Annotated in this window: 19 protein-coding genes, 2 tRNA genes and 1 pseudogene; 11 read left to right on the top strand and 11 right to left on the bottom strand. The window is 61.5% G+C overall.

The window, feature by feature from the left end:
• Positions 1-186 precede the first annotated feature (186 nt).
• Positions 187-729, top strand: coding sequence for a hypothetical protein (locus PLL20_15750; GenBank protein ID HPD31444.1), 543 nt, complete (start codon positions 187-189; stop codon positions 727-729).
• Positions 730-1564: 835 nt separating this feature from the next.
• Here PLL20_15750 and ilvC read toward each other — a convergent pair.
• The 5 genes from ilvC to PLL20_15725 all read right to left on the bottom strand — a co-directional run bounded on the left by ilvC (position 1565) and on the right by PLL20_15725 (position 7915).
• Entirely contained in the window at positions 1565-2569 is a 1005-nt protein-coding gene (ilvC, locus tag PLL20_15745; GenBank protein ID HPD31443.1) for a ketol-acid reductoisomerase, read from the bottom strand.
• Positions 2570-2857: 288 nt separating this feature from the next.
• The gene (locus PLL20_15740) at positions 2858-5266 is read right to left on the bottom strand and encodes an O-antigen ligase family protein (GenBank protein ID HPD31442.1); all 2409 of its coding nucleotides are present in this window, start codon (positions 5264-5266) and stop codon (positions 2858-2860) included.
• The gene (locus PLL20_15735; protein HPD31441.1) at positions 5256-6374 is read right to left on the bottom strand and encodes an MraY family glycosyltransferase; all 1119 of its coding nucleotides are present in this window, start codon (positions 6372-6374) and stop codon (positions 5256-5258) included. The genes PLL20_15740 and PLL20_15735 overlap by 11 nt, the downstream gene beginning before the upstream one ends.
• Complete coding sequence (locus PLL20_15730; protein HPD31440.1) at positions 6371-6946, bottom strand: DUF4416 family protein; 576 nt, start codon at positions 6944-6946, stop codon at positions 6371-6373. The genes PLL20_15735 and PLL20_15730 overlap by 4 nt, the downstream gene beginning before the upstream one ends.
• Positions 6947-7018: 72 nt before the next feature.
• Complete coding sequence (locus PLL20_15725; GenBank protein ID HPD31439.1) at positions 7019-7915, bottom strand: amidohydrolase family protein; 897 nt, start codon at positions 7913-7915, stop codon at positions 7019-7021.
• A gap of 304 nt (positions 7916-8219) precedes the next feature.
• Here PLL20_15725 and PLL20_15720 point away from each other — a divergent pair, with 304 nt between their 5' ends.
• The 4 genes from PLL20_15720 (at position 8220) to PLL20_15705 (ending at position 13101) form a co-directional block, all read left to right on the top strand.
• Complete coding sequence (locus tag PLL20_15720) at positions 8220-8537, top strand: antibiotic biosynthesis monooxygenase (protein ID HPD31438.1); 318 nt, start codon at positions 8220-8222, stop codon at positions 8535-8537.
• Positions 8534-9703 (top strand): iron-containing alcohol dehydrogenase, encoded by a 1170-nt coding sequence (locus PLL20_15715; protein HPD31437.1) that lies wholly within the window; start codon positions 8534-8536, stop codon positions 9701-9703. Before PLL20_15720 ends, PLL20_15715 begins: the two co-directional genes overlap by 4 nt.
• A gap of 260 nt (positions 9704-9963) precedes the next feature.
• Positions 9964-11415: a pyruvate kinase gene (gene pyk / locus PLL20_15710; GenBank protein HPD31436.1), complete on the top strand. Its 1452-nt coding sequence runs from the start codon at positions 9964-9966 to the stop codon at positions 11413-11415.
• 126 nt (positions 11416-11541) lie between these two features.
• Positions 11542-13101 carry a glycosyltransferase family 39 protein gene (locus PLL20_15705; protein ID HPD31435.1) on the top strand — a complete coding sequence of 520 codons (1560 nt, stop codon included), beginning with the start codon at positions 11542-11544 and terminating at the stop codon, positions 13099-13101.
• 26 nt (positions 13102-13127) lie between these two features.
• Here the strand turns inward: PLL20_15705 and PLL20_15700 are convergent, their stop codons facing one another.
• The 6 genes and pseudogenes from PLL20_15700 to ispE all read right to left on the bottom strand — a co-directional run bounded on the left by PLL20_15700 (position 13128) and on the right by ispE (position 22073).
• Positions 13128-16610: an efflux RND transporter permease subunit gene (locus PLL20_15700; GenBank protein ID HPD31434.1), complete on the bottom strand. Its 3483-nt coding sequence runs from the start codon at positions 16608-16610 to the stop codon at positions 13128-13130.
• A gap of 10 nt (positions 16611-16620) precedes the next feature.
• Positions 16621-17745 (bottom strand): efflux RND transporter periplasmic adaptor subunit, encoded by a 1125-nt coding sequence (locus PLL20_15695; protein HPD31433.1) that lies wholly within the window; start codon positions 17743-17745, stop codon positions 16621-16623.
• Positions 17746-17868: 123 nt separating this feature from the next.
• Positions 17869-19554 (bottom strand): FAD-dependent oxidoreductase, encoded by a 1686-nt coding sequence (locus tag PLL20_15690; GenBank protein HPD31432.1) that lies wholly within the window; start codon positions 19552-19554, stop codon positions 17869-17871.
• Between the two features lie 117 nt (positions 19555-19671).
• Entirely contained in the window at positions 19672-19989 is a 318-nt protein-coding gene (locus PLL20_15685) for a metalloregulator ArsR/SmtB family transcription factor (protein ID HPD31431.1), read from the bottom strand.
• A 700-nt stretch (positions 19990-20689) separates the two neighbouring features.
• Positions 20690-21085, bottom strand: a pseudogene (locus tag PLL20_15680) (SpoVG family protein).
• Positions 21072-22073 carry a 4-(cytidine 5'-diphospho)-2-C-methyl-D-erythritol kinase gene (gene ispE / locus PLL20_15675; GenBank protein HPD31430.1) on the bottom strand — a complete coding sequence of 334 codons (1002 nt, stop codon included), beginning with the start codon at positions 22071-22073 and terminating at the stop codon, positions 21072-21074. The pseudogene PLL20_15680 and the gene ispE overlap by 14 nt, the downstream one beginning before the upstream one ends.
• Positions 22074-22288: 215 nt before the next feature.
• Between ispE and PLL20_15670 the strand changes: the two genes are divergently transcribed.
• The 6 genes from PLL20_15670 to PLL20_15645 all read left to right on the top strand — a co-directional run bounded on the left by PLL20_15670 (position 22289) and on the right by PLL20_15645 (position 25794).
• The gene (locus PLL20_15670; GenBank protein HPD31429.1) at positions 22289-22426 is read left to right on the top strand and encodes a hypothetical protein; all 138 of its coding nucleotides are present in this window, start codon (positions 22289-22291) and stop codon (positions 22424-22426) included.
• Positions 22427-23542: 1116 nt separating this feature from the next.
• Complete coding sequence (locus tag PLL20_15665) at positions 23543-24841, top strand: alpha-L-fucosidase (GenBank protein ID HPD31428.1); 1299 nt, start codon at positions 23543-23545, stop codon at positions 24839-24841.
• A gap of 61 nt (positions 24842-24902) precedes the next feature.
• Positions 24903-24976 (top strand) — tRNA-Cys (locus PLL20_15660).
• Positions 24977-25187: 211 nt separating this feature from the next.
• Positions 25188-25400: a hypothetical protein gene (locus PLL20_15655; protein HPD31427.1), complete on the top strand. Its 213-nt coding sequence runs from the start codon at positions 25188-25190 to the stop codon at positions 25398-25400.
• A 19-nt stretch (positions 25401-25419) separates the two neighbouring features.
• Positions 25420-25674 (top strand): 30S ribosomal protein S18, encoded by a 255-nt coding sequence (gene rpsR, locus PLL20_15650; GenBank protein ID HPD31426.1) that lies wholly within the window; start codon positions 25420-25422, stop codon positions 25672-25674.
• Between the two features lie 46 nt (positions 25675-25720).
• Positions 25721-25794, top strand: a tRNA-Arg gene (locus PLL20_15645).
• The last annotated feature ends 156 nt before the right edge of the window (positions 25795-25950 follow it).

Here is a 25950-nt window from a genome sequence, read left to right as displayed (position 1 = left end):
AGGGGATAAACCCCTGGTCTTGACGAGCCGGCGGGTTTACCCCGCCGGTCTTCGCGGGACCGGCAAACGAACGGCGTCAAGAGAACCGAGGGGGTAAACCCCTCGGCTCGTCAAGCGGCTTTATCCCGCCGGTCTTCGTTTGCTCCTCCTTGCAGTGGCGGCCAGAGGGGATATGCTCGTGGGTGTATGAAAAGCGATAGGCAATTCGGACTGCTGATCACCTGGACCTGCTATGGAACCTGGCTGCCCGGAGACTCGCGGGGTTACGTGTCCAACCTGCAGGTCAACCCGACTCGATGGCTACCCAAGGAAAACGCACCCGGCTCGCCGTGCAGATCGGACGATCCGTATGCCCACGCCCAGGCATCTCGCCGCCAGCAGCACAAGACGATTCACCTGGATCGCCGGCAGGCGGCCTGCGTTGCGGCAAGCCTCGTCGAAACGGCCCGCTCGCGGGCATGGCGCGTGCTCAGTGCGAGGATCATGGCAAACCACGTCCACGTAGTCGTCACGGATTGCCCCAACGACGGCCCGGCCGTCCGCCGAATTCTCAAGGGGACCACGCAGGCTTCGCTGAACCGCCTCGCCGGTGCCCCACACAAGTGGTGGACCCGTGGCGGAAGCAACCGGTACTTGAATGGATCAGACCACATCGAGGCTGCGATCAAATATGTCGAGGATCAGGAGTTCGTCTTGGCCGGCGTTGATGACATGAAGGTTCTGCCATGAATCGCCTGGACGCTGGTCCCATCGGTGTTGACGAACCGGCGGGTTTACCCCGCCGGTCTTGACGAGCCGGCGGGTTTACCCCGCCGGTCTTCGCGGGACGACCGCCGGGATGGTGTGAAGAAGACCGAGGGGGTAAACCCCTCGGCTCGTCAAGTGGATTTATCCCGCCGGTCTTCGCCGGACGACGGAGGAACAGTGTGAAGAAACCCGAGGGGATAAACCCCTGGTCTTGACGAGCCGGCGGGTTTACCCCGCCGGTCTTCGCGAGACAACGCAGGGATAGCGTGAAGAAGACCGAGGGGGTAAACCCCTCGGCTCGTCAAGCCGCTTTCTCCCGCCGGTCTTCGCCGGACCGGCAGACGAACGGCGTCAAGAGAACCGAGGGGATAAACCCCTGGTCTTGACGAGCCGGCGGGTTTACCCCGCCGGTCTTCACGGGACAACCGCCGGGATGGTGTGAAGAAGACCGAGGGGGTAAACCCCTCGGCTCGTCAAGTGGGTTTATCCCGCCGGTCTTCGCGAGACAACGCAGGGATAGCGTGAAGAAGACCGAGGGGGTAAACCCCTCGGCTCGTCAAGCCGCTTTCTCCCGCCGGTCTTCGCGAGACAACGCAGGGATAGCGTGAAGAAGACCGAGGGGGTAAACCCCTCGGCTCGTCAAGCCGCTTTCTCCCGCCGGTCTTCGCGAGACAACGCAGGGATAGCGTGAAGAAGACCGAGGGGATAAACCCCTCGGCTCGTCAAGCGGGTTTACCCCGCCGGTCTTTCGGAAACCGGCGAACCAGGCACATTTCGCCAAGAAGACCGAGGGGGTAAACCCCTCGACTCGTCAAGGTCAGACTTCCTTCGAGTCGATCCACTTCATCATCTTGCGCAGCTTCCGGCCAACGACTTCGAGAGGATGATCGTAGTCCTTCTTGTAGAGGGCATTGAAGCTCGGGCGTCCCACGGAGCACTCCAGCAGCCACTCGCGGGCGAAGTCGCCGTTGACGATCTCGGCCAGAATCTTCTTCATTTCCGCGCGGGTCTGGTCGGTGATGATTCGCGGTCCGCGGGTCAGGTCGCCGTACTCGGCGGTGTTGCTCACGCTGTAACGCATGTAGTTGATGCCGCCCTGATAGAACAGGTCGACGATGAGTTTCAGCTCGTGCATGCACTCGAAGAAGCAGATCTCCGGCGGATAGCCGGCTTCGACGAGCGTCTCAAACCCTGCCTTCACCAGAGCCGTCACGCCGCCGCAGAGCACCACCTGCTCGCCAAAAAGATCCGTCTCAGTTTCGATCTTGAAGGTCGTTTCCAGAATGCCCGCCCGGCCGCCGCCGATGCCCGAGCCCCAGGCCAGAGCAGTCTGCAAAGCTTTACCGGTTGCGTTCTTCTCGACCGCCACCAGGCAGGGCACGCCGCCGCCCTTGACGAACTCACTGCGGAGCAGATGCCCGGGACCCTTCGGGGCAATCATGATCACGTCCACGCCCTCGGGTGGGACGATCTGGCCGAAGTGAATGTTGAACCCGTGGGTGAAGCCGAGCGCCTGGCCGGCCCGAATATTCGGGGCGATCTCTTTGCGATAAACGGCCGCTTGCACTTCATCCGGGAGCGTCATGACCAGGAGGTCACAGGCCTTCGTGGCCTCGGCCACGCTGACCGGTTTGAAATGGTGTTCGACGGCCAACCTGTAATTCGGCGTGTCGGCCAGTTCGGCGACAACGACCTCGATGCCTGAATCTCGCAGGTTTTGCGCATGGGCGTGCCCCTGGCTGCCGTAGCCCATGATGCCCACTTTCTTGCCCTTCAAAGCACCCAGATCAGCGTCTTTGTCGTAGTAGATTTTGACCGCCATTGTGCCGACTCCTTTCCAAGTCGTTGTTGCAAAGCAGGTTACGTCTCGGCGGAGCATTGCGTCGCCGCCGACGGAAGCGAGTAGTCTAACAAATGCGACGCCAATGACAACCTGGACGCACGATCCAACGAGGCGTCCGCCACCCATTCGGCGACAGCAGACTCAGGGTGTTGCAGGCAGTCTGTCCACACGTCCAGACCCAGGTGGCCGAAAACATTGGCGGCCGAGCCGTCGGCGGCCCTTGAGAGAACACCCGAAAAAGGCACTCTGCACATGCGGCGTAGGGAATCAACTGCCCGCACGCGCGGAAGCCATGCGCTCCAACTGCGAAAGTCGGCCCTCGATCTGCATCCTGCGGTCATGGTGCCAGCGGCGAATCTCGTAGGATGGCCGGGCGGCGTCGAGATGCAGCGCCCTGCGATAGTGCATGACGGCATCGGCGAGCCAATCACGGCCGACCGCTTCCGCGGCGGGATCCGACGCGATCTCAGAGGCAACTCTGCCCAGCAATCTTGCCAGATCGGCGTGCCCGTCCGGCGACTGCGGATACAGGTCCACGGCCTTCTCAGCCGCGGCCACCGCTTGCAGAAGATCCGCGGGGTTGTGGGCGGCATCGTATCGCAGCTCCAACACCCGCCACTGCGAGCGGTAGATCCCACGGTCAAGCGGGTCGCGATCCTGGGCCATCTGCAGGCAAGTCAGCGATTTGTCCAAACCAGTAACATCCAAGTGTGCCGCCCACGAGGCCCATTCCGTCAGCGGCGTCGGATCGAAGCGATCTGCCTCGGCTGCGGCTTTGTACAAGGGCGCGGGATCGCGCAAGCCTGTCGCCACTGCAAATCTCGCGTCCTTGAGACTCGACGTACACCGTAACACCGGCGCCACTAGCAGGATAATCACCGCCAGCAGGCCGCCGGCGGACGCAACCATCGGCAGCCAACGCCGAGCCGCCCCGCTCCCTTCCCCCTGCCCTGCGGCCCTCGCAACGGCAACCGCGGTCAAAGCTGCGAAAGTGGTAAGTGTCCCGGGAACAAAGAGAGAGAAGTCGATGGTGTTGTGCAGGAGGAAGACGCCCAGGGCAATCAGGCACGGCAACCGGTAGCCGTCACCCCCCCTGCCCCCCCCTTGGTAAGGGGGGGAAAGTTGCTGATGGGCCTTTTGGGATGGCCAGTGCCGCTTGTTGGCCTGCGGAGCCGTCGACGCACTGCCCATGTCGGCATCGTCCCACCCGAATGACAACAGCAGCGACAAGCCGGCGAAAGCAAGGCACCAGACGAGTCCATACAACAACAGGTCGAAGAGAACCGTAGCCACTCCTCCTTCACCGACGTCCAGCCAGCCTCGCAGCATCCAGAGCCGAAACAGGACAAAGCCAACGATGACCGCGACTACCCATTTACCCAGTGGTTGGACCACCGGTTCCTTCGGCTGTGCCGCCTCAGGCGGTGATGCTGACTCCTGCCCCAAGGCGCGGATCGCTACCCAGGACCCGCCGAGCAGGGCAATCATCATCCCCGCCCCACCGATGATGCCCCACTGGGACACAATCGCCATCGCGAAGTTGTGTGGATCGCGGATCTCTTCCGGATATTGGACCGGTTTGTGCTTCAGGTAGGCGCGGTCGAAATTGAGCGCCCCGACGCCTGTCCAGGGGTGTTCAGCGACGATCTTTGATGTGACCCGCCAATACTCCCATCTGAAGCGGAGCGAGTCGCCGGGCAGACGGCCGCGTGTCGTCCCCCAGATGACGACCAGGGCAACGCCGATCGCAGCCGTTATCCACAGGCCTGCCCACAGGGCCTTCCATTTCTGGTACCAACGCGATCCTATCAGGGTGCCCGCTATCAGAAGAGCCAGGCCGATGAGAGCGGCCAGCATTGCTCCGCGGCTTCCGGTGGTGACGACCGATGCGAGAATAACGGCCGCGACCACCCCGCACACGCCCTTCGCCGTACGTGACCGCCCGGAAAGAAAAGCCAGGGCAATCCCGGCGAATCCGGCCAGGATCAGCCCCGCGCCCTGGGCGTTGCTGTATGGCAAGAAGCCTGTTGCTTCACGGGCCATCATGCGCCGTTCGAACAGCTCGACGGTCGGATCGGTCAGAGCAACGCCCTGCCGGCCCCAGAACTCGGCCTTCTGCTCCTGGTAGGCCTGCCAGGTATCGCCGAACTCCCAGCCCAATTGCGAACCGCACTTGGTCGCGGAAGCCAATCCTGACGCGACCACAACAGCCAGAACCAGGACCACTCTTCTCCTTTCGCGGAGCAGGTTCGCCAGCGTGATTGCCAAGACCGGCGTCGTTAGCCAGTCGCACGACGCGTTGATCGCCAGGCGCTTGTTGCTGGCGACGCAGCAGGAACACACTGCGGCCACGGCCATGATTGCCCAACCGGCTTCGATTCCGGTCCGTTGCCACGATCGGCTTCGAAGCAGGGTTGCCAACGCCGCCATTGCGGCCGCTACCCAGATAGCCGTGTCGAGCATCACCGTGGTCGCGGGCGTAAGCGACGCAATGTCGCCGACGGCCTGCGAAACGCCGGTCAGTCCTGATTCGTAGGTTTCGGAAAGCAGAGCGCGCATCGATACGATCAGGAGAAGCACCAGGAACGCCATACCATCGAGCGCATGCGGCACCCGGCCGGCGACCGGCGCAACTCCGGTTGGCGGCCGACGGTTTGGAGCGGGCTCACGATTCATTGCACGATTCCAGAATGGCAATGATCGTCACCACGGCAAGACACTGGGCGACGATCAGCAGGGCCGCCACCCAGCCATGCACGGGCAGCAACACCGCCGGAAGTGACGTTGCCAGCGTGGCTAGGTAGATTGTGAGGACGGCGGTTCTCGGGCTCAGCCCCCGCTTAACCAGGCGATGCGAGAAATGCCGTCTGTCGCCGCGGAAGATGCTGACACCCAGCCGCAGGCGGTGGATAATGACACTGATCATGTCGTAAAGGGGAATCGCAAACACCACCACGGGCACGAGCACGCCGAAGGGCGTTGTTCCCATCTCGGGGTCGTAGAAGGTGGTCATCACCGCGCAGACCGCCAGCATGTAACCCAGCACGAGGCTGCCGGCGTCACCCATGAAGATCGTTGCCGGCGGAAAGTTGTAGATCAGGAAACCAGCCGCACCCCCTGCTACCAACATCAGCACGCACGGGACGAATACTTGCCCGGCGACCATCGACGAAACCGCAAGAACGACGGCTGTCAACACCGCCACCCCGGCAGACAGGCCGTCCATGTTGTCCATGAAATTGAATGCGTTGGTCAGTGCGATGATCCAGAATGTGGTGAGCAGCACTGCCGGAAGCGGTCCGAGCGCCTCCGCGGAGCGAACGCCGACCCCTGCGGTGATCGCCAATGTGACCGCCGCCTGGATGAGCAGCTTCACACGGGCTGACAGCGGGCGGCGGTCGTCGATCAGACCCACAATATGGAGGGCCAGCGCTCCGGCCATGATCGACAGCCCAACGGGAGCCTTCTCCACAACGCCTCTGAGCCAAGGGCGCCACGACGGAGCCCATTTGTCAAGGAAAACGAAGCGGCCGGCGGGCCAATCCGCCAGCAGCCAGGCGGCCAGAAGCATCCCCCCCATCGGCACGAGGATTCCGGCCGTGATGGCAATGCCTCCGCCGAAAGCCGTTGGCCGCTCATGCTCTTTGTGTCCCTCATCTTGCGGGCGATCAACGAACTGCCGTTTGACGGCCCAGGCCCGACAAAGGGGCGTCAGGGCGACGCTGATCAGGAACGCCAGAAGAAGCGATACGCCGGCCGCCATGAGAACAGGACCGGAAATCACAAACGCCCTCCTTCCGGTCGTTTCGTCTGCCCGAGGGATTCAAGCTTGCTCTTGTAGCGATTGCGTGCATCCTCGAAGAAGGCATCGTAGCGACCGCTGGCGTAATCGGGATAGGTGTGCGGCCAGGGTTGCCACTTACCCTCGCGATAGTGCAGCGTCGACTCAGCGTAAATGCCCTCCCGCATGTATATCCGATGAGATCCGTTCTTGGTCGTTGCCAGAACAAGTTTGCTCAGCTCGATGTACCCGGGATCGAGATTGACCGGCCTTTGGCCGCGAGGCAGGCCGCATTCGTAGCCGATCCGTCCCTCCACCTCGTTGGTGTGCACCTTGATGCTCGCCAATCGGCCGGGATCGATCAGCTCGGCAAAGGAGGCGAACTGCCGCAAGAGGTTCGTCCCCATCTCGGGTTCGTAGTAATCTGTGTCGTCAAAAGGCCAGATTTCGCTGACGGCGTCGGTCGGCCCGTAGTACTGTGTGAGTATTCGGATCGCTCTCCTGATCAGATCCGCGTCGTTGGAAATGAACCCGCAGATAAGGTTCACAGGTCGTGGTGAACGGATCGCGCCCATGTCCTCAGTGTAGTCGCGGGCATTCGTAAATCAACGGGACGCCGCAGGTTGTGGAGAACGCGGGCCAACGGATCAGTCATCAGCCCGGATGACCGCGGTCTTCGGCTCCCGTACGGGCGGCGCGGGCGATTCGATCCCCAGTATCTCCAGCGCATCTCGCTCGACAATCTGGCGGAGCTGTTCTCGCGGGATGGTCGGCAAATTGGTGCCGTGACAGAACTGGTTGATGCTGTACAGCGCTTCGATGCAACCGGCAGGTGAGGCGTACGGAAAGTTGCTGCCGAACAACAGGCGGTCCATGACGCCTGCCTGATAGGCCGACAACAGCGCGTTGTAAGCATGCCACGGCCTCTTGGTCAGTCCGCTGATGTCAGCGAATACGTTCGGGTGCTTGGCCAACAGTACGATCGTCTCATCAGTCCATGGATACCCCAACTGGGCCACAATGATCCGCATCTCGGGAAACTCGCGCGCCACTTCATCAATGAGGACCGGCCGGGCATACTCCATCTTGCTGGCGGGCATCACCGCCGCGTCGATGTGGAACATCACCGGCATCCCCAAGCGACAGGCTTCGGGGTATAACCGCATCGCGCAGGTGGCGGCCGGGTGAAAGTCCTGTGCCGCCGGCCAGATGTTCAGACCCTGCATTCCCAGCTCCTCCCGAGCCCGTCTCAGCTCTTGAATGGCCTCCTGTGGACGGGTGGGATCAACGCTGGCAAAACCAATGAGTCTGTCCGCCTGCTGACGCACGTACGCTGCCACGTAGTCGTTCGGAATGTCAGCCTCAAGATAATAGCTCCGGTACGCCAGAACAAAGACCTTGTCCGCCGGGCGCGTGGCCAAGCGATGGGCGTCTATCCCGGCGCGCAGAGGCAATTCCCCTCTCACCCGAGCCTGCCCGCGGGCAAACCCACGGCCGAGTTGTTCAACCGACTCCCAGATATGGGTATGACAGTCTACGATCATGTCTTACGGAGGTATCCGCGTCACCGGTCACCCGCGCCTGCCGAGGCCGAAAGGATACACTCCCTGAGTCCACCTTATAGCCGTTCCGGCTTGCCGGGTCAATTGACGTCGATCGGCCCGCCCACAGGGCCTGAGACCGCCTGCCCTCGCATGCGGTTTGCCGTTTTCGGGCAACGCATGCCGGGCGGGCGTTCGTGCCGACGTCTCACGGCCCGGTTGCCCGATTGCCTCGCGGCTTTGGGCTGGTAGAATCCTATCGGTTCCAGACGGCCAATGCTTTTCGGCCCTTTCGGGAGTTCCGCCAATGCTCATCGTAGCTGTCCATGTTCACGTGAAACCTGAATGTGTCGAAGCCTTTCGACAAGCCACCATTGAGAACGCATCACACAGTATTCGCGAATCGGGCATCGCCCGTTTTGACGTCATCCAGCAGAGCGACGACCCGACGCGATTCGTCCTCATGGAGGTCTACAAGACACCCGAGGCCCCCGCCAAGCACAAGGAAACCGCCCACTACGCGAAGTGGCGCGACACCGTCGCCGACATGATGGCCGAGCCTCGCTCCAGCATGAAGTACACTGCCGTTTTTCCCGATGAGGCGGGCTGGGAGATTCCGAAATGACCTTTGAATTCGCCACCGCAGCGCGGATCATCTTCGGCAACGGATCGCTTTCCGAAGCGGGCCCGATTGCACTGAGCTTGTTGGGAAACGTGCGCAAGGGCAAGGTGATGCTCGTCTCCGGCGTCTCGACCAGCCGCCCGAGCCGGCTCACCGCCATTCTGGCCAAGCATGACATCGAATTTGTTACCCTGCCTGTCACCGGCGAACCGACGGTCGAGATGGTACGCACCGCAGCCGATCGGGCCGTCGTATCGAACTGCCGAATCGTGATCAGTATTGGCGGCGGTAGCGCGATTGATGCCGGCAAGGCTATTGCGGCGATGATCACCAATGGGGGAAACCCGACCGAGTTTCTTGAGGTCATCGGCCAGGGCAAGCCCTTGTCGCAGCCGCCGGTACCGTTCATCGCGATTCCGACCACGGCGGGGACCGGCGCGGAGGTCACACGCAACGCCGTGCTGGTGTCCACCCCGCATCGCCTGAAGGTGAGCCTCAGAAGCCCACTGATGCTGCCGCGAGTGGCTCTTGTCGATCCTGAACTGACTTACGATCTGCCCCCGGCGCTGACCGCCGCCACCGGCCTGGACGCTCTGACTCAGCTTATCGAGGCGTTCGTCTCGGTGCGAGCAAACCCGCTTACGGACGGATTCTGCAGAGAGGGCATTCCGCGGATTGCTCGCTCGCTTCGCGAGGTCTGCGAGGATGGCGAGTGCGCAATCGCTCGCGAGGATATGGCCTTGGCAAGCCTCTTGAGCGGCTTGGCGCTGGCCAACGCCGGATTGGGGGCTGCGCACGGAATCGCCGCCCCGCTTGGCGGCAGGTTTGCCGCTCCGCACGGAGCCGTATGTGCTGCCTTGCTGCCGCACGTCATCACCGTCAATGTCGCGGCCATTCGCCGGGCCGCGCCTCAGAGCGAGAGTCTCCGCCGCTACGACGAGGTGGGCCGCATGCTCACCGGCAGCGCCTCGGCCGTGGCCGCCGATGCCATTCGCTGGACCAGCGAGGTCAACCGCGATCTCGGGATACCCAGGCTCGGCTCGTATGGGATCCGGCCGATCGACATTCCCTCTCTGGCAGAGGGCGCCCGCAGCGCCAGCAGCATGAAGGGCAATCCGGTCGTACTCACGTCCGAGGAAGTGTGCGCAATCGTCACCGCCGCGCTCTGATAACCGTAGCTCGAAGGCGCTGTTTCAGAAAAGTTCGTCATTTCTCCGAGCCACAACGTCGGGGGCGTTCGTGCCGGATAGTCTGAGCCGGTCCACAGGGCGTTTCGATCGCCCGTCGGCCGTCTGGACGACGGCGTTGCCCCGGCATGACGGTCCTGGTATCAGACCCGGCGAGAGGCAGGCCCGCAGGCAATCAGCAACCCATATGCTCCAATAGCTGCTATTGTACAAAGCCGGTTTGTCCGCATACACTATCGTCCATGATCAGGACCAGACTCGTCGCCACCGTCGGACCTGCCTGCTCGGACGCCCAGACCCTGGGTGCCATGATCGACGCCGGCGTCAACGTCTTTCGGCTCAACTTCTCGCACGGCACGCTGGACACGCACCAGCAGATGCTTCAGCACATCCGAAGCGAGGCCGGACGGCGTCAGGCCATGGTTGCTGTGATGGGCGACCTGTGCGGCCCCAAAATCCGCCTCAACCGCATCGACGGGGGCAAGTGCGAGCTTATCAAAGGGGCCACGGTGGTTTTTCGGCGCGGAGACGCCCTGGGGAACGCCCAGACTCTAACCAGTTCCTACCCTGCCCTTCTTGACGACGTCCAGGTCGGGCACAGGCTCTTGATCGATGACGGCAATGTGCAGTTGCGGGCCCGCTCCAAGACCGCCGACGAATTGGTCTGCGAGGTCGAGGTTCCCGGAGTAATCAGCGATCGCAAGGGTATCAACCTGCCGGATTCAAAGGTGTCATCACCTGCCCTGACCGGCAAGGATCGCGAAGATCTGGAATGGGCCATTTCCAACGACCTTGATTTCGTGGCCTTGTCGTTCGTCAGACGGCCGGAAGACCTTATCGAGCTCAGAGAGATCGTCCTGCGGCACAACAGCCCCATTCATCTTGTCTCCAAAATCGAAAAACCCGAAGCGGTCGATTCGCTTCAGTCGATCATCGACCAGTCCGACGTTGTCTTGGTCGCTCGCGGCGATCTCGGCGTTGAGATGGACGTCTCGCGTGTGCCGCTGATCCAGAAGAAGATTTGCCTGTTGTGCCGACGCTCTCGCAAGCCGGTGATCGTCGCCACGCAAATGCTGCAGTCAATGGTCGAATCGCCGGTTCCCACCCGGGCCGAGGTCAGCGATGTCGCCAATGCCATTCTCGACCATGCCGATGCGGTCATGCTTTCGGCTGAGACCTCGGTCGGCAAGTATCCCCTTCCGGCGGTCCGGATGATTCGCCGCATCGCCGAACAGACCGAGACCTTTCATGATCAATTCCGGCACGATCTTGGCGGCGATTCGCTGATCAGGCCTTGTCTGGACATGGCGGTGGCTGACGGGGCAGTCGTGGTGGCCGAGCGGCTTCAGACCCGATTGATCGCCGTTTGGACGCGGAAGGGGGACGCGGCGCGATTGCTCAGCAAACATCGCGTCCACCAGCCCATCCTTGCGGTCACGGATGACGAACGAGTCTGTCGCAAGATGGCCATGCTCTACGGTGTCGTCGCGGTATGTCATCCACCCGAGGCTCGGCTGAGCCGCATCCCGGCCGCGCTCGACCGAATTCTGCTCGAGAAGAAGCTGGCCGCCGTCGGAGAGCGCGTCGTGGTGACCGTTGATACACGGCCCGACCTGCCCGGCGAGACGGACGCGCTGTTTATCCATGTAGTGGGCAGCACCACCAAACCAACCTCCGGCGTCGCAGCTCCGTAAGGGCAAAGGCGTGCTGTGAAATCTCTTGTCAACATCCTGTCGGCTCTTGCGCTCCTCGGCTCGGTGGTCCTGATCGTCTCAGGCAGTTGGGCCGCACACCACTGGCCCGCCTCCCAGGACAGACACATGTTCGAATACATGGGGCAGTGCATCCTGGCCGGGCGCACGTTGTACGTCGACTGCTGGGACAACAAGCCCCCCCTGCTCCCATGGGTGAATGCGGCCGTACTTGCCCTGACCAACGACTCGACGGTTGCAATCACGGTTGCTGCGGGCATGGCGGCAGCGGCCTGCGTCGCCTGCGTGGCCGTCGGCGTCTGGATTTGCTTCGGTCCTCACGTTGCCGGCGCGACCGCCCTGCTGGCTGCGTTTGTCATCTCGTTACGCCGCAACGAAGGCTGCACCAACGGAACGGAACTCTATGCAACCTTGTTCGAAAGCCTCGCCGCCTTATGCCTGCTCCTCGCCTGGCGGGCCACGAAGCGCCGCCTCACGGCGTGGGGACTTGTCGGCGGAATGGCGTTGGCTCTGGCATTCACGGCCAAACAACACGCGTTAGGAGGCCTGATCGCCCTCGGTGTCGTCACCCTCATCGAAACCATCCGCCGCCGCGGCTTCAGGCACCCCCTTCTGCGAATCTTATTGGCGGCGTGCACGGGGTTTGTGGCCGTCATCGGTTGCGTTTGTGCGGTGCTACGCGCCCAGGGCAGCTTGGGTGAAGCCGTCTTCGCGGTGTTCACCAGCAACCTGGTATTTGTCAGGAATGGGCACAGTTGGTTTGTGCCCGTCGACTATCAGGCATCCAAGCTGACCTCGCAGTTGGAGCCCCTCTGGCCGATCATCTGGCTGGCAGGCATCGGTTTGCTTGCGAGTGTCGTCCGATGGCGACGCCCCGATCCCGATGAGCAAATTGGCCCGCAACACCTTCCCAATGATCTGGTCCTGCTGCTGACCGTGTGGCTCGGGTTTGGTGCCTGGACGGTGACCTGGGGACCGGCACACATCCCCCGGTATTGGCATGCAACCTACGTGCCGCTTTTCTGGCTGTCCGCTCAGACCTTCTCGTTCTTGCGGCCGATGCTGACCATCAGGCCGCTTCACGTTCGGGGACTGACGATGGTCGTCACTCTGACGGCCGGATGGCTGATGTTCCGGCCGGCGCTGGAGATTTACCAGTTCGACATGAAGCGCAGCATCTACTACGCATATGAGGATCCCGATCGCGATTGCCTTCAAGTCATCGCTGCGGAAGTCGTTCGCAGAACGGCTCCCACCGACGAGATCTACATGTGGGGCTTTGAGCCGGGAGTCTATCGTTTCAGTCACCGGTTCTCGCCCAGCCGCTTCTTCGAGCTTGGCAAGTTGCACGCCCTCGGCGCCAACGCCGAATTCCTGGTCCACGAAGTCGTGGAAACCCTGCGTGCCAGACCACCCAGGCTCGTCCTCATTCGTCGTACCGACTATTCGGAGGTTCAATCCGGCTCCCTGGCCGGGCTCGACATTCGCGGTTTCGCGGACCTGCTGGCTCGCGAATATGATCCCGCAGGCCTTGTGCGCGATGTGATCTTCTTCGAGCGTCGACCACCTGGGTCGGATACCGCCGCCCCTGCGCGACACATTGCCACCCCGTCGAAGCCCGTCGAGACGGCGTCACCCTCCTCAATGGCGGCGCCTGTCCACCGGTGATCGGCGCCATCCAAGAAGAGCGTTTCTCACTCCTCCGTTGCCGGGAGGCCGTGACCGGGCTTGTTGGCGTACAAGAGCCAGTAGGTCACGGGGATCACAAAGAGCGTGAAAATCGTCGAGGCGACCAGCCCGAAAATCAGCGACCACGCTAGGCCCGAGAAGATCGGATCAATGGTGATAGGCAGGGCCGACAACAAAGCCGTGCCCGCAGTGAGCAGGATCGGACGCAATCGCACCACACGGCTCTCCATGATCGCGTCGAACAAGCTGCGCCCTTTGGCCAGCGACAGATGAATGAAGTCCACCAGGATGATTGAATCGCGCGTGACGATTCCGGCCAACGCGATCATGCCGATCATGCCCGTGGCAGTGAAGAAGATCGCGTCCGCATACTGCCCCACATGCGATCCGGCGACAAGGTTCAGAAGCCAGAAGCCGGGCATAATGCCGAGAACCGTCAATGGGATGGCCAGCATCACGACTACCGGAATGACAAAAGACTTCGTCTGACCCACGAGCAGGATATAGATGCCGATCAGAGCAGCCACGAAGGCCAAGCCCAGGTCGCGAAAAACATCGAGCGTGATCTTCCATTCACCTTCGCCGGCAAAGTCGACGTCATAGCCGTCCGGGAGCCACCACTTGATGCCGCTACCATTGGAGAGGAACGTGCGACCCGCGACCGGACGGGTTGCATCCGCCTTCTTGACGAAGCCGTGGCTGTGATCCACGCCTTGCGGCGGAGGCTCCAACGCGATGGCCCCGGGCATCTTGTCCGACTGGATATCGACTACGCAATCGGCCGGCGGCCGGCCGGCGGTCTCGGCAAATACATAGACCACGCGCCTGAGATTCTTGTGGTAGATGCTCTTGTCGACCACGCTCCGCTCAATGCGCCCTAACTCAGCAAGAGGAACAAGCTGCCCTTTCTCACCGCGAACATGCAGTTTCGACAGGTCAAACAAATCCGAGCGTATGGCCCTGGGCAACCGCAACACAATCTCCAGGGGATGTCGCTCGCCTCTTGTACGGATGGTCCCGGCACTGGCGCCCTCAAGTGCGGTCCGGAGCGTCTCCGTGATCTGGGCAACCGTGATTCCATTGAGCGCCGCCTTCTCCTTGTCCGTGACAAAGATCAGCTTCTTGCTGTCGGCCTCTACGGTATCATCCACATCGACAACTCCGGGCTCCATTTCCATCCGCGTGCGAACGGTCCGGGCAGCGGCGATCAGATCCTCATAGGTGTTCGCCGGCCGCCCATAGACTTCGGCCACGATGGAGGCAATCACCGGCGGGCCGGGCGGCGTCTCCACGATCTTCAGGCTGGCATTGTGGCGAGAGGCGATGCCGGTCAGGTCGTCCCGCAATCTCAGGCTGATGCCGTGACTCTGCTGCTTCCGGCTTTTCTTCCCGACCAGGTTGATCCGCACCTCCGCCACGTTGTCGCCACGACGCATGTAATACTGTCGCACCAACCCGTTGAAATCCATGGGTGAGGCGATACCCACGTAGCTGGTGAAGTCGGTGACCTCGGGCACCGTGCGCAGGAAGTCCTCAAAGTCCCGGACGGCCGCGTCCGACCGCTCCAGCGTCGTGCCCTCATCAAAATCGAGCACCAGTTGAAGCTCATTCTTGTTGTCGAACGGCAACATCTTGAGAGGCACATGCCGCGTGACCGCCAGCATCATCGCGCCGACCGTCAACGCCCCCATGGCGCCTAGGAAAGTCCACGACAGCCATCGCTTGTGGAGCAATGGGGCCATCAGGGGGTGAAAGAGACGATACAACGGCGACTTCTTGATTGTCTCGGAGTCGAGATCATCCTCCGGACCTTCCGTGTGAGCGGCCCCGGCTTTGTTGTAGTGTCTTCCCAAGACGTGGTACGACAACCAGGGAGTGATCGTGAACGCCACGACCATCGACATCAGCATCGCGACGGGAACATTCAGCGCCATGGGGCGCATGTACGGGCCCATCATGCCGGTAATGAAGAACATCGGCAGAAACGAGACGATGACGGCCAGCGTCGCCGTGATCAACGGAGGACGGATCTCGGCGACCGCCTCCAACACAATGTGCCGCGCGGCCCGCTTGCGAAGCGCGAAATGCCGCGAGATGTTTTCGACGTCGACGATCGGATCGTCGACCAGCAGACCCAACGACAGGATCAGGGCGAACAACGTCACCCGGTTAATGGTGAAGCCGAACATCATGTTCACCGCGAGCGTCAGGCCGAACACCACCGGCACGGCGACGGCCACGATCAGCGATTCCCGCCAGCCCAAACCCAGCGTCAGGACCACCATCACAAACAGCACCGCCACCGCCAGTGCCTCGACAAGCTCGTTGACCTTCTCATTTGAAGTCAAGCCCGCATTGCGGGTGATCACCAGGTCGATGTCGTCGGGGATCACTTCCGTCTTGAGCGCCTCGGCGGCGGCGATGACATCCCTGGCCACCCAGACGGCGTTGGAACCCTTCTTCTTGGCGATCGCAATAGTGACCGCCGGGTCCGAGGAATTCGTGTTGCCGTTCCGCGAAGCAGGCCCGATGACCGCGCCTCCCGCATGTCTATCGTGCAGCTTGCCGGCGGCCGGCCCCCACCCGTGCCGAACATAGTTGTCCGCCTCGGCCGGTCCATCGACGATTCTGGCAACGTTGCGCAGAAAGACCGGGCGGCCGTCGAAAACCCCAACCACCAGTTCGTCCAACTCCTCGGGTCGGGCGAATGCCAAACCGGCCTCCACCTGCACGACCTGGTCATCGCGAGTGTAGTTGCCCGCAGTCTGTGTGACGTTCGCCGCGCCGATCGCGTGTCGTACCGCCAATGGGTCCAATTGGTGGGCTTGCAACCTTTCAGGGTCGAGGTAAACGTGGATAATCCTGGACCGCCCCCCGATGACGTAGGCCCTCGATACGTCCTTCGTGGCGGCCAGTCGTTCCACCAGTTCTTCGCCCACACGACGCAGCACAAACTCGTCGGAGGTTGCGCTTGTCAGCGTCAGGGTCACGATCGGAACGTCGTCGATCTCGACGGGCTTGACGACCCAGCCGGTTACGCCCGGCGGCACCATGTCGATGCTTTCGTCCATCTTCTTGTAGAGCTTGACCAGACTTCGCTCGCGGTCCTCTCCGACAAAGTAGCGGACCGTGATCAGGGCCATGTTCTCGCGCGACACGGAGTAGACGTATTCAACACCGTCGATCTGATAGAGGATCTTCTCCAGAGGCGTTGCCACAAGCTGCTCGATCTCCTGCGACGAGCGGCCGGGACAGTTCACGATGACGTCCGCCAGCGGAACGATGATTTGCGGATCCTCCTCGCGCGGCGTCATCAGCAGCGCCGCCAGGCCCATGGCCGCGGCGATGATCGTCAGGATCAGAGAAAGGTTCGAGTGCAGGAAAACGTGGACGATCGCGTTTGTGAAACCATGATGCCGGCCGGCCGGGCGGCCACTCGACGGAGATGCCGATGGAGTGTGCTGCTTGGATCCTTGGTCGTGTGTCATTGCACGGCCCTCATACGTTCGGCCTGGATTCGGTCGACTCCCCCGCAGAAACCCTTGTCAGGGCGATCTGTTCTCCTTCACGCAGTCCGGAGAGCACCTCAAGCTTGCCGCCCAGCGTCCGGCCCGGCTGGATCACGCGTCTTTGCAGCATCTTTCCGTCCACCACGTCAACAACGCTCAACTGGCCGATCACGCGGATCGCTTCACGTGGAACGACCAGAATGTCCTCCTCGTCGAGCGGAATGGTCAGCCGTCCGAACATGCCCGCATAAACGCCCGGCGGACACGGTCCGGTCACCTTCACCAGAAACGTGCGGCTGGCCGACTCGGCCTGAGGCACGATCTCACTGATCTGCCCCTCGCACGGATGCCCTAAGGCGTCGATGGTCACTTCGATGTTCTGCCCGACCTGCAACCGTCGGGTCAGCGACTCGCGCACGCTCGCCACCAACTGCATTCTGCTCGGGTCATAGAGGTTCAGGAGCACCTGCCCGGGCACGACCGTGTCACCCACGTCGACACGCTTATCCACCACCAGGGCGTCCATCGCGGCATGGATCGTCGCATAGCTTAATACGGTTTCCGCTTCATTGAGTGTCTGCTCGGCCCTCTGCAACTCCGCCTCGGCCGATTTCAGCGCGGTTTCGGCCCGCTCGTATTCGATTCTCGATGCGGCGTTCTGTCCCATAAGCCTCTTCACCCGGTCGAATTCGATCGTCGCGTGGTCCCGGGCCGCCTTTGCAGCCGCCACCGCCGCAAGAGCCTGTTGCTGACGAGCCTTCAGGTCGGCATCATCAAGCTTGATCAGCACGTCGTCCTTCTTCACACGATCTCCGGCCTTCACGTTCACCGCCACAACCTTCGCCATGATCTTCGATGCCACCGCCGACTCATGGACGGGACGGACGGTACCGACCGCCGATTCCGTGACAGGCACGCGAATCTTCTCGACCGGAACCACTTGGACGTCTCCAAGGGGACGGCCAACAGAGGCGGTCGGCGCCCCCGCGAGTTTGGGATGAAAGTACCCCATGAGCCACATCATCGTCACGACGACGAACGTCACCGCCGCAATTGAAATGATGATGGTCTTCGCGACACGCCGATATTTGCATGAAGGCAAAACTGTTGCCACGAGAAATACTCCTTGTTCCGTGCGAACCCGCGCCTCCCGTCCGTCTGATTCGATCTTTTCGTAAACGGCCCGTTCACGCTTTGGGCATATCGGAACGCGTGTTATCGACAAACCCGAGGATGGTCACGCCGCCCCACCCCTCGTGTTACTGTGCACGGGCGGTTTCCATGTGTCGCGATGCAGCCGATATCCGCCCGCCAGACTGTACACCTCTCGAAATCCCGACTGCATAAGTACGCGAGCCGCCTTGTAGGATCGCTCACCGACGCCGCAGTTGAGCATCACCGGCCTTGATCGGTCCAATTCGTCCATCCGTTGACGTAGATCCGGCAACGGGATGTTGATCGCACCGGGCAGTGCCCCGGCTGCGAATTCCTGTTCGCTGCGCACGTCGACCAGTTGGTCCCCGATCGGCTCTTCGCCGGGCAGTATCTCAGCCAGCAGGCCTTCTCGTTTGTTCTGGGCTACAAATGCGGCAATGTGGATCGGATCCTTGGCGGCGCCGAACTGCGGAGCATATGCCAGATCGAGTCCGGCCAGATCGTCCACCGTGCCGCGAAAGTGAATCGCCGTAGCAATCACATCGATTCGCTTGTCGATCCCCGCCTTACCGACGGCCTGTCCGCCCAGGATGCGGCCGCTCTCCGGATCGTAGATCAGCTTGAGAATAATCTCCTTGGCACCCGGATAGTAGCCGACGTGATGGCCTCTGACGGCATAGGCGACGTCTGCCGGAATCCCGCAACGGTTGGCACCCTTGGCGCTCAGGCCCGTCATCCCTGCGGCGAGCCCGAACACCTCCAGAATGGACGTCCCGGCCACAGGGGCTGCCGAAAAGGAGCGACCCGCCGCCGCGTGACCGCCCGCGTTCCGGCCGTTCCGATTTGCCGGCCCGGCAAGCGGAAACCGTCCCGGCTCCCCGGTTACCGCAAAAATGACTTCTCCGGCATCACCGACGGCATAGATGTCCGCATCGCTGGTCAGCATCTGCGCATTGACCGCGATCGCCCCGCTCTCGCCGATCGCCAAGCCTGCCTCTTCAGCCAAGCTGGCGTTCGGACGCACGCCGATCGAAACGAGGAGCAGATCCGTCGCCACCTCTCGTCCATCCGCGAGCTGCACCGCGACAACGCGGTCACCATCGGTTTTCAAACTCTCGACGCTTGCTGCAAGGATAACTTCGACTCCGTGCAAGCGGAGCACTCTCGCCACCTCGCGAGCCATCTCAACGTCCATCAAGGGCAACACCTGAGCCTGCTGCTCGATAAGCGTGACCTCCAGGTTACGTTCAGTGAGTGCCTCGACCATCTCAATTCCGATGTAGCCGGCCCCGATCACCGTGGCCCGCTTGGCCTCGCCCTTGTCCAGAACCGCGTTGATGCGATCCATGTCGGTCATGTCGCGGAGCACGAAAACGTTCCGCCGGTCAATGCCACTCCAGGACGGGAGCACGGGAGACGCGCCCGGAGCAAGAATGAGCTTGTCGTAGGGCTCACGCCACCGACGACCGCTCCGGCGATCAAGCACTTCCACGTGTTTCGTCCTTCGATCGATGCTGAGCACCTCGCACCCTGTGTGCACCTCGATGTTGGACGTCCGTTTGAGAGAACGCGGATCCGCCAACAGCAGCTTGCCGCGGTCGGCAATCTGTCCGCCGATGTGATAAGGCAAACCGCAGTTGGCGAAGGAGATGTATTCTCCTCGCTCGAAAACCACTATATGCGCGCTTTCATTCAAACGGCGGGCCCGGGTCGCCGCACTCGCGCCGGCCGCCACGCCTCCGACAATAACGATCTTCTTTGAACTCATCTGGTTTCGCCTCAGCCCGTGACTCCTTGAATGATGCCTCGGCATCTGATCTTGCCTGTCGAACCCCCACCGTCTCGCCGGTTCAAGACCTGTTGGTTCCGCGCCGAACAGCCTGGTTCACAGTCGTTGCTTCCCGCAAGCGTGGTTGCGTATGCACTGCAGGAGCCACGCTGGACGCGGGTCGCAAACGCCATAGTAGACGGCCTTTCCTTCCCGTTCGCACGTCAGCAATCCGTGAGCCTTCATCATGTTCAGGTGCTGACTGACCGCGTTACTGGCGATCCCCAGTTGCCGGGCAAGATCGCCCACGGAAACCCGCCCGGCCATCAGCAACTCGCAAATGCGCAGCCTGTGCGGGTGGGCCAGCACCCGCATGACCGCCGCGCTTTGTTCAAGCACCTTCATGTCTATCAGCCGCTGATCCTTTTCTATCATGATATCATTGTATCATCATGTTTCGATTTGTCAATATGAATGTGTAACTCGTTTCCCCTCAGCATCTTAAGCGTGATTCCATATGTTCGCAGTCGCCCAAAGAGAGCCCTCTGAATCGCTCGATGGTGTTCGCTCCCCACCATCCTGGCTGCGCGAGGGCAGGCGCCTGATCTCAATTGAGTCCTGCTCCGAAAACGTCGTCAGCCTTCTGGTCCTCGGGCTGCGGCGCTGAGGCTTGGGGAACAACAAGCGGCGGCTCGGCCGGTTGGCTTGAGATCGGTTCGCCTGAGACTCTTGCCGGCTCGGATGGCTTTTCGGCCGGTTCTGCCGAGCCGGCCCCACGCCTGCGATCGTTTCGGTGATGGTCGGGACGGCGGTCGTTTCCACCATCGGCGGACGACCGTTGTTGCCGTGGCGTGCCCGACTGCCCCACAGCAATACGGGCCCCCGGCCGAGGATAAGCGCCATGCCTGTCCTGCCGGCGACCCTGTCGCGAAGCCGCCTCTTTCTTCAAATCCGCGATGAGAGAATCGTAGTCGCTGAAAACTGATTCGCTCTTCTGTGCATCGTGTTCCAGGGATCCGGCCTGGTCGCCCGTGTCGGCCTCGTCTCTTGAGCCGGCACCGATTTGCGACTCGGTTGTTTCCGTTGCGTCGAGATCTTCGATGAAAGCTTCGTCGATCTCGTCAAACTTGGGCGGCCGGTAGCCTGGCAGTTTGGATCGCTCCAATTCCTCGTGGTAGGCCTTGATCACTGCCGCCTGAATCATCTCTCTGCATTCCGTGTTGATCGGATGAGCAACGTCGGCATGGATCTTCGCGCGGCCGTGCGAGTTCCGTGCAGTGCGGCGATCGCCAAGCGAATGACCGCACTCGTTACAGAACTTGGCCCTTAGATGGTTCTTCGACCGGCATCGCGGACAGCGGTCACAGAGCTTGCGCGAGGGCATGGCGACAAAGACGCTGTCGCCGGCACCGCTCCCGATGATCTTCAGATCGCGTATGACAAACGCGCCGTCAAAGGTGATGCTGCAAAAAGCCCGAAGTCTTTCCCTCGATTTCTCCACCAGTTTGACCCGAACCTCAGTGATTTCCATCTCTGCCTCCTTCAAGTTGTCGGTCCTCGCGGAAACAACCGAGACATTCTCGCGGCGAAGCTTCGCCAGGCTCGAACGCCTCGCCGGCCGCCGAATCTGCCTCCCAAACCCCCGGCTTTCCCAGTTGAGCCAGCCGGGCGCGCATACCCGTCTCATCCTCTACGCGGCGGGCAAAGCCCATCGCCTCCGCATAGTTGTCATATGCGGTGAAAAGAGTCGACCCGCTGCCGGACACCCGCACCGGTCGCCCGGCCAGCCGCTTCAACATGTCGAGTAGCGGGCCCACTTGCGGGCGCACCAGCAACAAGGGTTGCTCCAGCATGTTGTACGCTGCCGCCATCAACTGTCGCGAGTCCAGACGAAGAACGTCGACTCCTGCCGGCATCTCGTCCAGGAGCGTTGGGGCAGGTGGACTTGCCGGCGGTCGCCAAGCCCCATAGACCTCCGCGGTCGACACGCCAAAGGGCGGAAAGATCAGCACGATCCATCCTTCCCATTGCAGCCTCACCGGCCTGATTCTCTCGCCACGGCCGCTTATGACGGCTGATCCTCCCCGAAGAAAAAAAGGAACATCACTGCCAAGCTTTGCTGCCAACGGAGCGAGCTGTTCAACCGACCAATCCAGGCCCCAGAGACGATTGAAAGCCACAAGCGAGGCGGCCCCGTTAGAGCTACCCCCGCCAAGCCCGCCCCCTATCGGGATTTCTTTACGTAGGCGACATGTCGCCCGGGGTTCGATGCCCGCTGCTTCAGCCAGGAGCTTGCCCGCCTTTACGATCAGATTCCTGTGATCCGTCGGCAAATCCGGATGATCGCACACCAGCTCAATGCCGCTGGTATCACGGCTCGCCAGAGCCAACTCGTCATAGAGCGTTATCGCCGACAGCAGGGACCTGATGTCGTGAAACCCGTCTTGACGCCGGCCAAGGACGCGCAGAAACCAATTGATCTTTGCTGGCGACCGAACCGTAACGGAAACCCGTGTCACGGGCAGGCATCCTTGCCGAGGCAGGTCAGCGCCTCGCCGACTACCCCAGGAAACACACGACGACAACAAACCATTCAGCGAACTTCCATCCTTCCGCATGGCCTGCAAGCGAATCCACCGCCCCGGCCGTACCATCGGGTCCACCACAGTCTCCGCACACAACAATTCAGCGATTGATCCCCAAAGTACGCCCGCAAATCCTTGTGGAGACACACATGTGTGACTTCGACCTGGGAGTACGCGTCGTGGCAGAAACCGACCGGGCACTGGCGGATATGACTTATCTCAAGGGTGTCGATCATGATGCAATCCAATTCGCGCTGTCTCGTCACAAGGTTGCGTTGTTATTTTAGGATATGTACCGTTCCTGTCAACCGGTCCGCTAACCGGGTGATCCCAACACGCCTTGTCGCCGGTCCGGCAGAAGTCCCGAGGCCTGCCTGATGTCCCACGCCCTGCTGCTTGGCTCCCCGTCGGCCGACCCGCCTCTTGGGCCCGGGAACGTCGCCGTTTCGAAGGGCCAACCCCTCAGCGGGATCACCCTTGTGAGTTTCTGCGCGGACCGGTGCTGGCCGAGGCCGATTTTTAGCTTATGACCTGGCATTGATCACCCGATCTGAATTGTGGCGATGCCGTTTGTATGGACCCGTTCCCGAGGCCTTTGGGGGCTATGGCGATTACGATTATCTGCCCCAACCTGACCTGCCGCAGCGTGCTCCAGGTTTCCGACAGCATGCGGGGACAGAAGGTCCGTTGCGCGCGGTGCGGTAGGAATTTCCGCGTTCCGGATTCGACGGGAAACAAGGGTAGTCAGGCCAAAGCACCCGCGGAAACACAAAGCGGCTCATCAAAGTGACTCGCCTCCCCAATGTCCGATAAGTGACCTGCCCGATGAAGGTTGGCTGCCCGTTTTCTCCGCCAGTAACCCACTGGGGTTGTGTGACGCGCTTGCCCCGCCCAGGTCGTGCTGCGGCCCTCGAGTTCCCAACAGGCCCGGTTCTCCTCTCATCTTCTAAGGCGGACCGCCTTTCTGCAGGCCGCAACCCAAGCGCTCTGCGATCCAGAAACATGCGCGCAAGCCGCACAGATGTCTGGCCGTAAGGTTCTGATGCCAAGCCCGCTCCCTCCTCACGCCGAGCGTTGCAGCCGTCATAACGTACTCGGGTGAGGGGGCAACTGTCCGAACTCCGCGGTTCTGTGTTTCTGTTCCTCCTTCGGCCACAATTGCCCGATTACGCCAGAGCACTTCCATTGGGTTCGCCCCGCCCTCCATGCAGTCGCTCCTCGTCGGCAAAAGCCGATTACCCCCCCTCCAACCCCGTCTTGCCGACACGGTTGCCAAGCCTGCGGGGATCCGGATAATACCTCGCCAATGACGTGAACCCGAACCGCATCCGTTTTCGCTTCTGAGGAAACCGATCATGAAACATGTCGTTTGTGTCGCCTCGGTTGTTGGAATCCTGTCTGCGATGCGGCCCTGCCCGGCGGGGCCTTACGAGCCCACATGGGAATCGCTGGATGCACGTCCCAACCCGGCCTGGTTCAACGACGCCAAGTTCGGCATCTTCATACATTGGGGTGTCTATGCCGTGCCTTCCTGGAGTCCCAAGGGCCAGTACTCTGAATGGTACTGGCACAGCATGGGCAAGAAAGACGGCGAAACCTGGAAGTTCCACATCCAGACCTATGGACCGAACTTCAAATACCAGGACTTCGCTCCCATGTTCAAGGCTGAGCTATTCGACCCGAGACAGTGGGCGGATATCTTCAGGCGATCGGGTGCTAAATACATCGTTCTGACGTCCAAGCATCATGACGGGTTCTGCCTTTGGCCCAGTGCCCAGAGCTGGAACTGGAACAGCGTGGACATCGGACCCCACCGTGACCTGTGCGGCGAGCTCACCGAGGCCGTCCGGGCGGCCGGAATCAGAATGGGCTTCTACTATTCCTTGTACGAATGGTATAACCCCCTCTACCTTTCGGATGCCAAGCGTTACGTCGATGAGCATATGCTGCCGCAAATCAAGGATCTGGTGACCCGATACAAGCCGGACATCGTCTGGACCGACGGCGAGTGGGATCACCCCGAAGAGCTGTGGCGCAGCCGCGAATTCCTCGCATGGCTGTTCAATGAATCGCCCGTGGCCAAGGACGTCGCGGTCAATGATCGCTGGGGCAAAGATTGCCGCAGCCGCCATGGCGGCTACTACACCACCGAGTACGGAAAGCACCATCAGATGTCCGAACTCGGCGCCGTCCGCGAGTGGGAGGAATGCCGCGGAATGGGCGGTTCGTTCGGCTACAACCGCAATGAGGATGTGGACGACTACAAGCCGGCCACCGACCTGATTCATCTCTTGATTGAGACGGTCAGCAAAGGCGGAAATCTGCTGCTCGACATCGGGCCCACCGCCGACGGGCGCATCCCCGTCATCATGCAGCAACGACTGATCGACATGGGCGAATGGCTGAAGGTCAATGGAGAAGCTGTCTATGGAACGCGGGCATGGCGGCGGGTCAAGGAAACCGGCGATGTGCGTTTCACCCTTAAGGGTCGCGACGCCTACGCCATCTGCCTGAAGTGGCCGGAAAAGGAACTGACGCTCGACGTGCCAAAACCGAACGGCGAGGTCGTACTGCTGGGCTACGGCCGGCCACTCGCGTCCGCATACGAGAACGGCAGACTGAGGATCGAAGTGCCCCTCCTGTCGGTGAACCAGACACCTTGCCGCCACGCATACGTATTCAAGCTGCCGGGTGTGGAATAAACCTTCATGTGCGGCCGCTTGCAGAGCCGGGCCAACTATGCTACCCTGAGTCCATATCCGCGGCGGCGTACCCAAGTGGACCAAGGGGACGGATTGCAAATCCGTTATTCATGGGTTCGAATCCCATCGCCGCCTTTAGTATGTAAATGACTTCATAGGAAGTAATTCCGCACCTGCCCGAGCCCTTCGCGGTTCTGAGAATCCCCCAAGTATTGGCATGGGCGCAACATCGCAGAGCCCGCAACAGGCCCTTGCCAGGCGGAACGAGACGGAGTACCATTAATAGTCCGCGTGCCGGGGAGGGCATCTTCCCCGGAAAACGGTGTCCGGCACGCGGAAGGTGAGCATGAGCAACCAGATAGACCCGGAACTGCTGAAGATCATGGTGTGTCCGGAAAGCCACGCCCGACTCATCCAGGTGGGCGATTGGCTATACAGCACCGATCCGGCTACGCGGCGGCGCTATCCCGTCCGCGACGGGTTACCGATCATGCTCATTGAGGAATCCGAGGTACTCGACGAGGCCGAATTCAAGAGAATCATGCAACAGGCTCACTGAGCGAGGGAGATCCATACGAATGGAAAAGGCTGAAAAGGGCGGCAAGCACCGCGCAAACAGGAACAAACGCCGGTTTTCGGACCGAGGCGGCGAGGGTTGGAAGGGCCCGATCATCGACTACAAGGAGGTCGAGTTGCTCCGGAAGTTCCTGACCGCCAGCAGCAAGATGATGTCTCGCAAACGCGCGGGAACCAACGCCACCGAACAACGTGCCATCCGCCGGGCCGTTAAGCGGGCTCGCTTCATGGCCCTGTTGCCCTATGTGGGAGCCTGACCAGGACCACCCCCCACGGGCGAAGTCCCTGTCTGCTCCGCAGCCCGCGCCCGTAGCTCAATTGGACAGAGCATCTGGCTTCGGACCAGAGGGTTGGCGGTTCGAGTCCGTCCGGGCGTAATCACACCTCTGACCAGCGCGAGCATGCCCCGCTCATCACATGATGCTTGGCGCGCATGAGGCTTGACGAACATCTTCTCGGCAAAAGAGCGGAGACGCCGCCTGCGTGCGGGGACTGGGGAGTCACGGCTGGGGGGCTGGGGAGTCGGGGCGGGG

Source organism: Phycisphaerae bacterium (genome assembly GCA_035384605.1).
Classification (GTDB): Bacteria; Planctomycetota; Phycisphaerae; order UBA1845; family PWPN01; genus JAUCQB01.
The sequence above is the reverse complement of the archived record's forward strand: the minus strand, read 5'-3'. Positions and strand labels throughout refer to the sequence as shown.

Bases quoted from the DNA above. Each gene is read 5' to 3' on its own strand.
- PLL20_15750 (HPD31444.1), top strand. From the start codon at position 187: ATGAAAAGCGATAGGCAATTCGGACTGCTGATCACCTGGACCTGCTAT.
- ilvC (HPD31443.1), bottom strand. From the start codon at position 2,569: ATGGCGGTCAAAATCTACTACGACAAAGACGCTGATCTGGGTGCTTTG.
- PLL20_15740 (HPD31442.1), bottom strand. From the start codon at position 5,266: ATGAATCGTGAGCCCGCTCCAAACCGTCGGCCGCCAACCGGAGTTGCG.
- PLL20_15730 (HPD31440.1), bottom strand. From the start codon at position 6,946: ATGGGCGCGATCCGTTCACCACGACCTGTGAACCTTATCTGCGGGTTC.
- PLL20_15725 (HPD31439.1), bottom strand. From the start codon at position 7,915: ATGATCGTAGACTGTCATACCCATATCTGGGAGTCGGTTGAACAACTC.
- PLL20_15720 (HPD31438.1), top strand. From the start codon at position 8,220: ATGCTCATCGTAGCTGTCCATGTTCACGTGAAACCTGAATGTGTCGAA.
- PLL20_15715 (HPD31437.1), top strand. From the start codon at position 8,534: ATGACCTTTGAATTCGCCACCGCAGCGCGGATCATCTTCGGCAACGGA.
- pyk (HPD31436.1), top strand. From the start codon at position 9,964: ATGATCAGGACCAGACTCGTCGCCACCGTCGGACCTGCCTGCTCGGAC.
- PLL20_15705 (HPD31435.1), top strand. From the start codon at position 11,542: ATGTTCGAATACATGGGGCAGTGCATCCTGGCCGGGCGCACGTTGTAC.
- PLL20_15700 (HPD31434.1), bottom strand. From the start codon at position 16,610: ATGACACACGACCAAGGATCCAAGCAGCACACTCCATCGGCATCTCCG.
- PLL20_15690 (HPD31432.1), bottom strand. From the start codon at position 19,554: ATGAGTTCAAAGAAGATCGTTATTGTCGGAGGCGTGGCGGCCGGCGCG.
- PLL20_15685 (HPD31431.1), bottom strand. From the start codon at position 19,989: ATGATAGAAAAGGATCAGCGGCTGATAGACATGAAGGTGCTTGAACAA.
- PLL20_15670 (HPD31429.1), top strand. From the start codon at position 22,289: ATGTGTGACTTCGACCTGGGAGTACGCGTCGTGGCAGAAACCGACCGG.
- PLL20_15665 (HPD31428.1), top strand. From the start codon at position 23,543: ATGCGGCCCTGCCCGGCGGGGCCTTACGAGCCCACATGGGAATCGCTG.
- PLL20_15655 (HPD31427.1), top strand. From the start codon at position 25,188: ATGAGCAACCAGATAGACCCGGAACTGCTGAAGATCATGGTGTGTCCG.
- rpsR (HPD31426.1), top strand. From the start codon at position 25,420: ATGGAAAAGGCTGAAAAGGGCGGCAAGCACCGCGCAAACAGGAACAAA.